Below are 13540 nucleotides of genomic sequence, written 5' to 3'. Positions count from 1 at the left end.
CCCCCACATTGCCCTCTGTGTTAGCACGAGGAGACTCACCAGCCGCCCGCTAAAAAGCGAAGTATTTCCGGAGCGGATGCCATGCTTTTTCATCAATAAAAGCTCTTTGTCCCGTGCTTCTCACTTTCCTTTTTTTACTTTACTCTCTCATCTACAACTCTTTTAGCCTTCATTTCAAAACGAGGAAGCGATCCATTTTCAACAACATCTACTTGAACCCTTAACCCTACTCGATCTCTTAGCCGTTTTTGCAAATCATCTTTTATTCCCTCATTCTCTGTTTCAACCTTCACCTTGATTTGGTCCATTTCTTCAATTGTATAATAAACAATACTAAACTCCGTCACTTCATTAAACTCTCGAACGATTGCTTCAATTGATTGTGGAAAAATATTAATTCCGCGAATAACAACCATGTCATCAGCACGGCCGATGATTCCTCCTGGAAGGTGTTTGTGTGAATTGCCACACGGACATTTCGTATTCGTGTTAATAACTATATCACCCGTCCGGTAGCGAATCAGAGGGTATCCATATCTCTTTAAATTTGTTAAGACAAGCTCACCTCTTTCTCCTTCTGCGACAGGTAAAGAGGTTTGTGGGTCGATCACTTCACAAATAAAGTGCTCTTCATTTACATGAATCCCCTTTTGTTCAGAACAAGAATAGCCATACGCACCCATTTCTGTCATTCCTACATGATCATAAAGTTTCGCACTCCATAAACGCTCAATGTGTTCACGCACGGAAGGAATGGATCCCCTGGTTCTCCGGCCGTAATGATCGTTTCGATATGGGCGTTCTTAATATCAATATTGTTAGCGCTTGCAACTTCAGCAAGATGTAAGGCATAACTTGGTGTACAGAGAAGAACGGTTGCTTTGTTTTCAATAATGCTATTTAATCTCTCAATCGTTGATTGGCCACCACCAGGAAACACGGTCGTTCCCACTTTTTTCGCTCCTTCGTAAGCTGACCAAAAGCCGACGAATGGTCCAAATGAAAAAGCAAGGTATAACCGGTCTTCTTTTGTTACCCCACTTGATTCAAGAACCTTCACCCAACAATCACTCCACCACTCCCAACTTTCTTTCGTATCAAGAATTTTTAAAGGTCGCCCAGAAGTACCAGAAGTTTGATGGTAGCGAATATAACTTGATTCTGGATATGAATGATTTCTACCATATGGAGCAAAGTCGATTTGATCTTTTGATAATTCCGATTTAAGAGTGAAAGGAACCTCTAATAAGTCTTCGTTCGATTGAATCGGCAATGATACATGTGCTAATTTCTCTTTATAAAAATCATTAAACTGCGCTGCAAATACGAGTAATTGGTTTAATTCTTGTAGCTGATAGCGTTCAAGGTTGACTTCCCCTTCTCGCACTCCATATAACATTTCTGTCATGTATTTTCCTCCTTGCTCCCTATAGAGAGGCATGTAATAAATTGACAATCTTATTCAACAACTAATGTTATGTTATAGTAAGAATATTCCGAACAAAAGTCGTTACTTCTTCTATACGGAACATTTACCTTTAATTTTTGAGGGAGTGAATAGATGTCTACCACTAAAAGAAAATATTCCTCGCTAGAAAATGCCTTACGGTTATTAACTATTTTTTCAATGGACCGATCTGAATTACCTTTAGTTAAAATCGCAGGCGAATTAGAGATCGCCTTAAGTACAGCCCATCGACTCGTTCATACATTGGCTTCAGAAGGCTTTATTAATAAGGATCCGTACACAAAATTGTATTCGCCGGGCGTTTCTATCTTATCTTTAAGTCATCTTCTTTCTTCAAAAATGATAATCTTACAAGAAATAATCCCGATTATGAAAAAATTAACAAAAATCACAGGTGAAACTTCACACATTTGTATTTTAGATGGGACGGAAGTAGTTTACCTGCACAAAGAGGAATGTCCTCACCCTATTCGTCTGTTATCACACTCAGGAAGAAGAAATCCATCATACTGTACTAGTTCTGGGCAAGCCATTCTTGCCTATCAAACCGAAGAAGATATCAATCAAGTGATCAAACATGGGTTGTATCCATATACAAATAAAACAATCACAAATCCCGATGTATTCATGAGCGTATTGAAAAGCATCAAGAAGAGTGGTTACGTAATTAGTAACCAAGAACTACATAATGGAGTTATTTCAATTGGAGCACCGATTTTCAATGCTAATCATGAAGTCATTGCCTCGATTAATATTGCCGGGCCAATTGAAAGAATGACGAACATGAGGCTGAATCAGTTAGTGGACTACGTCAAAGAAGCGAGTGATCATATTAGTAAAATCGTAAAAAAACAAAACAGTCTTTTCTCCACGGCTACCGAACGAAAAAAAGCTACCAATCGGACATTGTACAAACAGCAACAATTTTTAGCCAATGACATAGATAGTAAATCAACTTTGTCCTCTGTCAAAAATGCAATGAAGATTCTTCGATTATTCACATCCAATCGAGTTACTTTAGGCGTAACGGAGATTTCGAAACAAATCGGAATTTCCAAAAGCTCAGCACATCGATTAATCTCAACTTTACTAGATTATCGGTTTCTCCAAAAAGCTCCCAATCATCAATACACACTTGGACTTGGGCTGTTAACACTTGGAGGAATTGTTACCGAGCAAAAAGGAATATATAAAGAAACGTTGCCAAAATTAGAAGCTCTTGTATCAAGGCTTGGTGAATCAGCACATCTTGCTGTGATTGAAGACAAAAGTATCGTTTATTTACACAAAATAGAATGTGATCATCCAGTACGCCTTTTTTCAGACATCGGTAAAAGGAACCCTATTTATTGCACCGGATCCGGCTTAGCCCTTCTAGCTTTTCAATCAGAAGAAAACATTCGTAAAATGATCGAAAACGTAGAACTGCAATCGTATACAAATAAAACCACCACAAATCGTTTAGAACTTCAATGGTGGTTGGATCAAATTAAAATAGATGGCTATGTAATAGCAGAGGAGACATTTTATGAAGGAGTCGTCAGTATCGCAGCACCTATTCGAGATTATACAAATGAAGTTATCGCTTCAGTATGTGTAGTGGGACCGATGTCTCGTGTCACAAACGACAAATATCCGCTTTTTGTAGGTGAAGTAACAAGGACTGCTGAGAGAATTTCTAGTATATTAGGTCACTATGAACATGATGACTAAACAGACGTAATCTCATTTGATTACGTCTGTTTTCATCTTATATTACAAAAAAAACGCTCTTTTTAAATTATAGGTTACACTTCCATTTCATTCACTTCCGCATTTTTCTTCTTTCTATCCCTTTTCAAAAGTTTTCTAATTCCCTTTTCACTAGAAGAAAACACTTTATATACCGCCGGGATTAACAGCAAGGTAATAAAAGTAGCAAATAGTAACCCTGATATGATCACCGTAGCCATTGGAGCTTGATAGTTTCCAGTCGTTCCCGTTGCTAATGCTAACGGCAGCATTCCTCCTGCTGTCGTGAGTGTTGTCATGAAAATAGGACGAATCCGGTTTTTTCCCGCCTCTACAAGTGCATCCTCAACGCGGTAGTTAGCCTTTTGCAATTGATTTGTCCGGTCTATTAAGAGAATCGCATTATTTAATACGATACCAATTAGCATGATCACACCCATTGCCGACATAATACTCAACTCTCTCTGTGTTACAACTAATCCTAAAATGACTCCAACGATCGTCATTGGGATAATCGACATCACAATAAACGGCTGGATGAGGTGATTGAATTGAACGGCCATTACGAAATAAACGAGAAAAATCGCTAATCCTAATATTAAAAGCATTTCTACGATCAATTCTTGTTGCTGCTCTAAATCCCCAGCTACAGATATACTATAACTTGTTGGTACTTCAAAATCATTGATAAGGTTCTGAACGTCTCTGTTAATCGTGCCGAGGTCGACCCCTTCAATGTCAGCTGTAACCGAAATATATCGCTCCCCATCTATTCGATTAATGTTGTTAGGAGTATCGACACTCTGTAAGTCGATAAAGCGCGAAAGCTTCTTATCTCCTTCTAACGTTGGGACATTCAAGTTAAGCAAATCGGATGATTTTTCTGTCGCTTCTTCCCAAGTTAATACGATTGGAATCGTTTGTTCTTCGATCGTCATTTCTCCTGCTGGCACTTGAAGAAATGCTTGTTCTAGAAACTGTCTAACTTGAAAAGAGGTTAAACCAGCCTTTTCCAATTCGTCTTCATTCAGCTCGATTCTTTCTTCTACTGATGATCTTTCCATTGAATGTGAAATTCCAACGATCCCGTCAATGTTTTCAAGCTCACTTGTAAATGCAGTTGCTAACGACTGTAACTCATCAAACTGTTCTCCCTTAATATTGACTTGAACCGGATGTCCTCCTCCTTCATCCATCACTCCTTGAACACTGACGATTGGCTCCGTTTCCTCTAGTTCACGCAACGCTCTAAAGACCTCTTCATTCACTTCCTTTTGATCCCTTGTAATCTCGTCGCCTTTGGTCATATTAATAATCGTATAAAACATATCGCCATTATCCATGACGTAACTCGTTTCTACGTCTTTAATGGAAGAAAGAACTTTATCAATTTCCTCGACTAAGCTTTCCTTATCGGAAGGGGTTAAACCCGTTTCTACATTCACGACAATCTCTGCATAGCGGTTAAAGACATCAGGCATAATGGTCATCGGTATTTTTGTCACTAAAGCAAGAGACCCGACAAACATGAATAGGAACAAAATAATAATGGCTACACTATGTCTCTTTTTCTTTACAATCCATGAAACGATCTTGCTATAAATTTGAGATACTCGACCTTCCTTCTTACGTGTGTTGTTATTTTTCAGTTTTAAAAATTTATCCGCTAGAGACGGGATTAATGTAAATGACACAACGACGGAACTAATCAGCGTAATTGCTACAATAGCTGAAAGGATAATCATAAACTGTCCGATTTCTCCCCCATTAGCCCAACCGGTAAAAAGACGACAATCGTTGTTAACATAGAGGCAATCACAGCAGTGGCCACTTCTTTTATACCTTTTGTGATTGCATCTAAGCTTTCTAACCCCTCTTCCTTCTTTCTATAGATCGACTCCAATATCACGATCGCAGAGTCAACCATCATTCCTATCCCTAATCCAAGCCCAATTAATGTCAAAACGTTAAAGCTATAATCCAATAACCACATACTGATAAAAGTTAAGAGTATCGATGTTGGAATCGAAATCCCTACAATGAGTGTCGCTCGAACGTTTCGTAAAAACAATAACAAGATCAAAACGGCAAGAATGCCACCTATTAAAATATTGTTAGAAACCCCATCTATTGACTCTTGAACATAATCTGCTTGAGAGACAACATCGTTTAATTCAAAACCGTCGACTAAACCCTCTTCTTTCATCTTTGCAACTTCCGCTCGGACAGCTTTGGCCATCTCTATTTGAGAGACGTTCGAGACTCTACCGACTTGAACGAAAATAAATTCACTGTCGCCATCTTTCCAGACGCCAGATGTTTCTACTTTCGGTTTTAACGAAACTGTTGCTACTTCACTTAAATTTATAAATCCGTCTTGTGTTGGGATTTTCAAATTTTCAATGTCTTCAATTGTCTCAACTCTTGTGTTCCATCGGAGAGTTGGTGAATCTTGTTCTCCATTTAAGGTTCCTACTGTAACCTCATTGTTTTCTTGTTGGATAAAGCCAATTAACTCTGCAACATTAACTCCCTCATCTAATAACTGATCACGGTTCAATTCGATCATCATTTCAAATTCCTGTACACCAACTAATAAAACATCAGATACTTCTTTCAATGCTTCCAATCTAGGCTCTAAAATGTCCTGAGCTAAAGCAGTCATATCCTCCTGGCTTCCACCTGAAATATCCATGAAAAAGTCGTACGGTTGATTTGTACTGTATTTACCGGTTACGACATCTCGAACACTAGATATAGTGGCAGTTGAACTGCTCACAATCGTATCTACCTCTTTAAAAACTTCTTCCCCGCGCCCACGCTCAAAGAAGATATCCATGTTACTTGACCCAATAGTAGATGATGAATGAATGCTCTCCACGCCATCTATTGCTAAAATCTGTTGTTCCAATGGACTCGTTATCGTTCTCTCCACTTCAGCTGCTTGCAAATCTCCTGCATCAATCATTACATAAGCCCCATCAAAATCAATTGCTGGAAAAAGCTCCTTATCAAGCTTTTGCATTGCATATGCCCCGATTAAAACCACCAAAACTGCCAACAACCCAACTAAGATCTTTCTCCGAACAATAAATGTAATAAGATTCATACGTCTCCCCCTCTATGTACCTACTTCCAAAGTTCGAGCTCAACAAATTTACTCTCCCCAAGCGAATTATATACTAAAACACCCATTCGATTACCAAATTTTACAAAAATAATAAAAAAATCAGTCTGGAGGCTGAGGTGATAATCTTAAAGGGGGCCAACGTTCTCTTTATTGGAAGATTTGAAGAAGATGACAACCTTATTTATTTATCAGTCTTTTTCCCTAGTCAAACGTCTATTCTGTAGCTCATCCGTGCATATAAAACAAAGAAACTCCCACTTATCAAAATGGGAGTTTCTCAATTTCTTTTCAAACAAAATCAATCGTTTGTCAGACTTTCATTCAACTATTCTTACCACTTTTCAATAATACCACTTGCAACCTTCGTTAAACTCTCTTTTGCTTCGGTTGTAATGTGTCGGCTATTTGCGTCACGTTGAAGGTGAGAAAGGTAATTGTTAACAAAGTGTGTTGCTTGTTCTTTTGAGCCCTTATCTAAGTGATGTTGGCTTTGCTTTAGTTGGTTCGTTAATTGATTAACTACTGGGCCAGATATGTCACCAGATGCAATATAATCTTCTGTTTGCTCTTGCAATTCTGTTAACAGTAGTTGTTCGTAATTTTCATAAGAAAGACCAAATCCAAACCAATATTGATCGTCAGCTGAGTTTTTGTACGCATATGACTCATCTTCTAAATATCCTGGAATATCTCCTGCTCCATTTTCAATCGCTTCCATGCTTGCTGGGATCGTGAATGGCAATGTACCAGTTGGATTGAATTCTCCTCTAACAACATCCCATAATGCTTCAGTTTTCACACCGAATGTCGCGATCACTGCTGCTGCATTTTCTTCAATCTTTTCAAGTAACCAAGGGTTTGTCATGCTAATAGTTGTAATCGTTGGAACAGTTTGTTGGATTTCTACAATTCTGTCTACATCATCAATTCCTGTTCCTTCTCCAACGGTTATAACTACATTATTTTCCCACATTTCTTGTACAGGTTGAACCCAAACAAAGGCATGTGTCGCTTCATCAAGATTATCTGTTAATGTAATTGCGCCATCGTATTCTTCAATTAGATCCATTAATCCTGCCGTAATTTCTTCATCATTATCTGCCGTTGTAAACATTTCTACATAAAGGACGATGTCATTGATTTGTTTATTGCGTAATGGTAAAACGTTATCCTCATTTTTCATTAGAACGACTGATTCACGGTGTAAGACATCGGCCTTTTCTTGTGATTCTGGACGATCGACCACTTCAAGAGCTTTCTCTGGATCTACATATGGATTTTCAAATAAACCTAATGTATACATTTCTGTAAGTAAGCGTGAAACAGCTTCATCAATTCTATCTTCAGAAACTAGTCCTTGGTCGACTGTGTCAATGATAGGTTGTGGATCAGAGTTACCAGAAATAAGGTCTGTACCAGCATTAATTGCTCTTGCGAACCTTTCTACTGCCGGTAAATCTTCAAGACCGAACGCTCTGCTTGTAACTGCTCCTGTATCTGAGTTGATATATCCTTTAAAGCCCATTTCCTCACGTAAAAGATCGTTAATAAACGCTGAGTTGAACGTAAAGCCCACTTCCTCGAACTGTTGATCTTCACTATGCCAAGGCAATCCTTGATCTGCACTTAAATCATTGCTTGGGAATGAATAGTAAGGCATTAATGAGCTTACACCTGCATCAATCACTGCTTGGAAAGGTATGATATGGTAATCCATTAAACTTCCTGGAGTTGGATATGGATTTCTTTTTCCTTCAGGGAAGTGCGGGTCTAGACCATCTTCTCGCGCTCCTCCACCTGGGAAGTGTTTCACGGTTTTCGCGATGCTATCTGGTCCAAGTTCCTCACCTTGGAAACCTTTTACTAGAGCTGTCATCATATCTGCTGAAAGTTGTGGATCCTCTCCGAATGTTTCCTCAATTCTTGACCAAAGTGGATCTGTTGCTAGGTCAGCGGTGTATCCGTAGATTTTACGGATTCCCATTGCTCTCCATTCCTGTGCTGCAATTTCAGCAAATTCTCTTACCGCATCTACATTACGCGTAGCTGCCATTCCTAATTGTCCTGGCCAGAAAGAGTGTTGGCCTGGTTCATCGACCACATCTGTGTAATTGATCGATGGATGATTACGAGGGTTAGATGTTACAACTACTGGAATCCCTAATGGTTGTTTCTCTGCTACTTCTTGTAGCTGGTTCGTATATTGTGCTACAACATTAGCCGATTCAGTAGTTCTGAAAATCGTATATCTCATTCCTCTATCGACGATTAACTGATCATCCTCAACTACATACTCACCGTCCTCAAGATCAAGATTGATTCGATGAGTGTTGATATTCATTAACCCAGCTTTTTGCTTAAGAGTCATTTGTGACACTAAGTTTTCCACACGTTCTTCAACTGGTAGTCTCCAGTCCTCATAAGGATCAAGCTCACCATTCCCATTTAAGTCTTTAAAATAATATCCATCGGAAGTAATAATGTTATCTTCATTTGCTATACCAAGCACCGTGTCGCCTGTTTCAACAAAATTCAGTCTATCGAATGTACTAATAAATTCTACTTCTGAACCATCAGTTGGTGGGACATACCCTAGATCCTCTCGATCATCATCATCATTCGCTCCGACTGCAATAGCTGGAACAACTAATGAGACTGCAAGTGTTGAAACGAATAATTTTTTACAACGATTTTTGAACTTAGACTTCTTTTTCTCTTGCCTCACTTTAACCATTACCTTCTTCCTCCCCCTGTTTAATGAATGTAATTAACGAAATATACTTTCTGTTATTTGCTTTACCTTGAAAAAAATCACCCCCTTAAATTAAGCGCTTTCTTTTATTTGTATAGCAAACAAACTAACTAACTTTTAGAAGGATATCTCTGATTCGTTTACTTAGATTGTATGTAGTCACGCTTTTCGCTTACTCTTTCAGGCCGGCAACCTAACTCTCACCTATTTAGTTTGTTAACCATACAAATTAAATATCATGAATATTATGTTAATTGTAAACGCTTTTATTTACAATGGGATTTTCGTACTGAATTATTAGTTATGTATCGTAAAGCAAGTAACCGTGTATTTAGGACTAATTCGCCCCAGTGTTACTAATTTAAACCCCTTTTTGCTTTCATTTTGAGACATAAGAAACTCTTCGCTATACCACATCTATCATAGACTTTCATTGTTACTCTCTTATTCATTTACAAACCTCCTATAAATCATTTAACTTCCAACTCCATCTCAGTTTGAGATTGTGCCTCGTCAATAAAAATAGGCTAATAGGACTAGTTAATTAGCCGTGAAATTCAGGGAGAAAGTTAGCAAAAACTACCAAAAACGTATTAGACCTATGTTTGCTACTCTTGGATAATTTATAAAGTAGCTTTCACTCTTAACTAATTCCTCCTAATATTTTCCTTCTATATAATAGTTTCGGTAGCCCCCTCTCTAATTGTAATCTCACTGTAATCTCACTGTAATCATAATCCCTACTTCGTTTTCATAGGAATGGAAATGTGAAAAGCTATCAAAACGATTTGTATTAGGAGGATTACTTAATGAAAAAGCTACTCTTTATCTTTACACTATTTGTCGCACTAATGATTGGTGAACCTACCTTTGCTTATACGGTAGAAGAAGGAGATACGATGACTCAAATTGCAAAAGAGCATGATTTAACTCTACTAGAATTAGCTATGGCCAATCCTGAAATTACAGATTTAAATGTAATTGTTGTGGGACAGAATATTAACATACATAAAAATAACGACACGGCTAAAGTAAAAGAAATAAGCAGCAATGAAACTAGCGAAATCAATCTCTCTGAAAAAGAAGTAGATCTCTTAGCTAGAATTGTACGAGCTGAAGCACAAACAGAACCTTTTGAAGGAAAAGTGGCTGTGGCGGATGTTGTTTTAAATCGAATTGAGAGCTCTAAATTTCCTGATACAGTAAAGGAAGTCATCTACGAACCTAAGCAATTCGAACCGGTCGCAAATGGACAAGTTAATAAACCAGCCGATGCAGAATCGATCAAAGCTGTAGAAGCAGCATTATCCGACATGAGAAATATAACAGAAGAATCATTATTCTTTTACAACCCTGACATAGCTACTAACCGTTGGCTAGACACAAGAGAGACAACGGTTGTTATTGGACAACATGTGTTTAAGAATTAATTCTCTCTATGTTCTATTTATGACTAAAGCCACTGAAAAAGGGATGTATCTCACCTTTTTCAGTGGCTTTTACATTTACTATCATCTTTTTTCGGATTAAGAAATGAGCCTACTTTCTTTCAAGCGATCGATATAGCGCTCTACTGGAATGATATCTGTAATAACTTCATTTTTCACTAAATGTTTTAACTCTTTCTTCTTTTGTTTCGCTTTTGTTAATTGAATATGATCGGTAAAAAAGATGAATGATTGATTCTTTATTGTTTGACCTTTTGTCGCAGTAGGGTCATGTAAATCAAAGAATAAGTTTACGACTTCCTCATAAGAAACTTTCCACGGATCAAACCAAATTTCTACTATCTCTATATTCGTTCCTTTCAATTGTCCTCTTCGAACATTCTCAATTCCTCGAAACCCTGTAACAAATGCCTCTTGACTAAAAAATTCACTTGCACCAAAGATTGCTTTTTCCATTGTACTCGCTCCTTTTTGAGCGATAGCCTTCTATCCAAAAAAACCCCTCTTTTAGATTAAAAGAGAGGTTTGTATTATTATACGTCGCTCTCATCTTTCAAAGGTTACAACCTTTGCAGGATTTAGCACCGTTCAAGTATGTTGACTTGATGGTTGCCGGGTTTCATAGGGCCTGTCCCTCTACCACTCTGGATAAGAAGTTTATCGCTATTCATTTTTTATTATATTGTTACTTATATTATCAATTGTATACATAAAATTCAAGTGTTATTTTTAAACTCTACATGTAAATTTGCTAAAACTTGAGATTGTTCCATGAATGAAATCAGACATGCTTTAAAAATTTTTGAAAGAAATATGAATAATCATCTTTCATTAAATCCATAATAAAAATGTTGTTGGGCTATAGCCAAGCGGTAAGGCAACGGACTTTGACTCCGTCATGCGTAGGTTCGAATCCTGCTAGCCCAGCCATTTCCTATAACATCACCCTTTTAAATCCTCTCGTGTTGCAAAAAACCTTGCGAACCTCGTGTTCTTCAGTTGAGGCAAGCTCCTTTTTCATTTCTTTTATAATCCTAACGTTTCATTCGGCACTTTAATTCGGAAAGAAATTTTATCATTTTTCAAATCAAATTGTTGTACTTTCACTTTGAAATTGGATTTCACTTCCATTTGCGTAACAGCGATATAGATGAGCTCATTTTTAGGATCAATTTCTATCCATTCTGGTGTAGGGGTATTTTTCTTAACGTAATCAAGAATTCTTCTCTTAGGCAGTTGTAGTAATCCAAGAGACATTTCCGTTGGACGTAAAATTAGATCTCCGTTTTCTTGAACAGCAGGTTGCAATATTATTGAAAATGGAATATCTGTTTGAAACGCTTCAAAGGAACCTAACAAATGAACATCCTCATCAAACTCAACAAAATATTTATCGTCCTTATCCTTTAGCAACTTATTTACATACCCATTCACAAGCGCATTTAAATTTTGCTTACTCGACTGCACCGTGAACTCAGCCCCTGAAACATCTTCAATGAACTCTTTTTCTGGTATATTTGATTGAGAAACGGGCCACAAAAGAAAGACGAGGAAAAGGATAAGAAAAAGGCCATTCACCCCTACTAAACCCAAAAACAATACTTTCCAACTCACTTTTTTTCTTAGTTTATCCAATTTACATCTCCTTTCTGCGCCTTACTTCAATGAATTAAGATTCTTCACTCGAGATCATCATTAAATAGTCTAAGACACGCGTTGCAATTAGTTTGTAGCCTCTAGTATTCGGGTGAAAATGATCATCAGCTAATAATTCTTGATCAGATTCACTAAATAAATCTTTTGTTGGGATAAAGGTTACATTCTCAAATTGCTCTGTCACCGATTCACTAGCCTCATTATAATCATCTATGATCATTTCTACTTGTTCAATATCACTAAAATACGCCTCAAACGGATTATAAAAACCAATTAAGAAAATGTGTGAATCTGGATTTAGTTGATTCATGACGTAAATAATTTCCGTTAATCGCTCTTTATAGCCTGCTCTAGCTTCTTGGAAAGGTTCAATTGTAAGATTCGTAAAATGATTTTGCACCACTCTCATTATGTCATTAGCCCCAATAGTAATGAGAATCATATCAGCCTCTTCGATAGAGGAGACAATTTCTTCTTCATCTAACCGTTGTAATAATTGATCTGAACGGTTACCTCTTTTACCGAAATTTTCTATTGTCAGGTTTACGTTATGATCTTCGAACGTGTGATTAAGGATGCCGACATAACCACCTTGCTCTGTCTCATCGCCAACTCCTTGAGTAAGTGAATCACCAATCGCGACTATCTTTTGATCTTTTCTAACTAATTTAATGGCGCCTTCCACGACTTCTCTTACTTTTCCTTTGATTTTTGTATTTAGTCGTACGTCATCTTCGTTCTCATCTTCGAGCTGATTTTCTTCTTCTACTACAAGATTTTGGTTCTCTATTTCCTCAACTTCGATAAGCAATTCTGCCTTTTCAAAGCTTTCTAGTTTTCTAGAATTGCCATCAAAAACAAATAAATACAAAAGGAAACTCATCAATAATAAACTAGCGATCATGATCGCTACATACTTTCCCCGCACGTCACACACCTACCAATGTTGTATAAATACCATTTCAAACTTGCAACCTTCATAATCGGATAGTCTATCTATTTTATCATTGATTTTTCTTTTCGTAATTTAGTTTTTTCACAAGTATAATTGTTACATAAAACTCTAATAGTTCCTTATACCACATATTTCTTTAAGTAAAACCAATGGCCTTCAATGAAAAAAATGAATCTTCTTATAGATTAAGGAAAAAATGGTTCAAATGTGAATGCAATTAACCAATTATTTCCTCAACAGCAAATAAAATCGATTTCACATAACAATTTTTTTTATTTTTTTTTATATGACTATTGCTATTTTAATTACAAGTTGATAATCTAGAGAAGCATTAATTGGAAAGCTCTCTCTTCGTTATCAGGTCTTTCCAAGCAGATAATTTTGACCACTTACGATTGTA

The 13540-nt window shown here is 37.2% G+C and carries 8 protein-coding genes, 1 tRNA gene, 1 pseudogene and 1 riboswitch; of the genes and pseudogenes, 3 read left to right on the top strand and 7 right to left on the bottom strand.

Translation table 11 applies throughout. The features are described from left to right. Window positions 1-134: 134 nt before the first annotated feature. Together BkAM31D_RS24235 and BkAM31D_RS24230 are read right to left on the bottom strand one after the other, a co-directional pair. Window positions 135-746: a phenylacetate--CoA ligase family protein gene (locus tag BkAM31D_RS24235; protein WP_257391648.1), complete on the bottom strand. Its 612-nt coding sequence runs from the start codon at window positions 744-746 to the stop codon at window positions 135-137. Then, window positions 695-1408: a phenylacetate--CoA ligase family protein gene (locus BkAM31D_RS24230; RefSeq protein ID WP_257391647.1), complete on the bottom strand. Its 714-nt coding sequence runs from the start codon at window positions 1406-1408 to the stop codon at window positions 695-697. Before BkAM31D_RS24230 ends, BkAM31D_RS24235 begins: the two co-directional genes overlap by 52 nt. 153 nt (window positions 1409-1561) lie before the next feature. Here BkAM31D_RS24230 and BkAM31D_RS23515 point away from each other — a divergent pair, with 153 nt between their 5' ends. Next, complete coding sequence (locus tag BkAM31D_RS23515) at window positions 1562-3181, top strand: IclR family transcriptional regulator (RefSeq protein ID WP_157076771.1); 1620 nt, start codon at window positions 1562-1564, stop codon at window positions 3179-3181. 74 nt (window positions 3182-3255) lie between these two features. On the opposite strand, the pseudogene BkAM31D_RS08460 reads toward BkAM31D_RS23515, so the two are convergent. Together BkAM31D_RS08460 and BkAM31D_RS08455 are read right to left on the bottom strand one after the other, a co-directional pair. Next, window positions 3256-6308, bottom strand: a pseudogene (locus BkAM31D_RS08460) (efflux RND transporter permease subunit). Window positions 6309-6660: 352 nt separating this feature from the next. Continuing rightward, on the bottom strand, window positions 6661-9063 hold the full coding sequence (locus BkAM31D_RS08455; protein ID WP_066151939.1) for a glycoside hydrolase family 3 protein: 2403 nt from the start codon (window positions 9061-9063) through the stop codon (window positions 6661-6663). A gap of 827 nt (window positions 9064-9890) precedes the next feature. Here BkAM31D_RS08455 and BkAM31D_RS08450 point away from each other — a divergent pair. After that, entirely contained in the window at window positions 9891-10511 is a 621-nt protein-coding gene (locus BkAM31D_RS08450; RefSeq protein ID WP_066151942.1) for a cell wall hydrolase, read from the top strand. 96 nt (window positions 10512-10607) lie between these two features. Here the strand turns inward: BkAM31D_RS08450 and BkAM31D_RS08445 are convergent, their stop codons facing one another. Beyond that, on the bottom strand, window positions 10608-10985 hold the full coding sequence (locus BkAM31D_RS08445) for a peptide-methionine (S)-S-oxide reductase (protein ID WP_066151944.1): 378 nt from the start codon (window positions 10983-10985) through the stop codon (window positions 10608-10610). An 87-nt stretch (window positions 10986-11072) separates the two neighbouring features. Continuing rightward, a riboswitch (SAM riboswitch) is annotated at window positions 11073-11184 on the bottom strand. Window positions 11185-11384: 200 nt separating this feature from the next. On the opposite strand from BkAM31D_RS08445, the gene BkAM31D_RS08440 reads away from it, so the two are divergent. Continuing rightward, window positions 11385-11459, top strand: a tRNA-Gln gene (locus BkAM31D_RS08440). 96 nt (window positions 11460-11555) lie between these two features. Here the strand turns inward: BkAM31D_RS08440 and BkAM31D_RS08435 are convergent. Both BkAM31D_RS08435 and BkAM31D_RS08430 read right to left on the bottom strand, forming a co-directional pair. Further along, entirely contained in the window at window positions 11556-12164 is a 609-nt protein-coding gene (locus BkAM31D_RS08435) for a YpmS family protein (protein WP_066151946.1), read from the bottom strand. A 34-nt stretch (window positions 12165-12198) separates the two neighbouring features. After that, window positions 12199-13113: an SGNH/GDSL hydrolase family protein gene (locus BkAM31D_RS08430; protein ID WP_066151949.1), complete on the bottom strand. Its 915-nt coding sequence runs from the start codon at window positions 13111-13113 to the stop codon at window positions 12199-12201. Window positions 13114-13540: the final 427 nt, after the last annotated feature.

It is taken from the genome of Halalkalibacter krulwichiae (genome assembly GCF_002109385.1).
Lineage (GTDB): Bacteria > Bacillota > Bacilli > Bacillales > Bacillaceae_D > Halalkalibacter > Halalkalibacter krulwichiae.
Note: the sequence above shows the minus strand (reverse complement) of the source record. Positions and strands in the feature narration are given on the sequence as shown.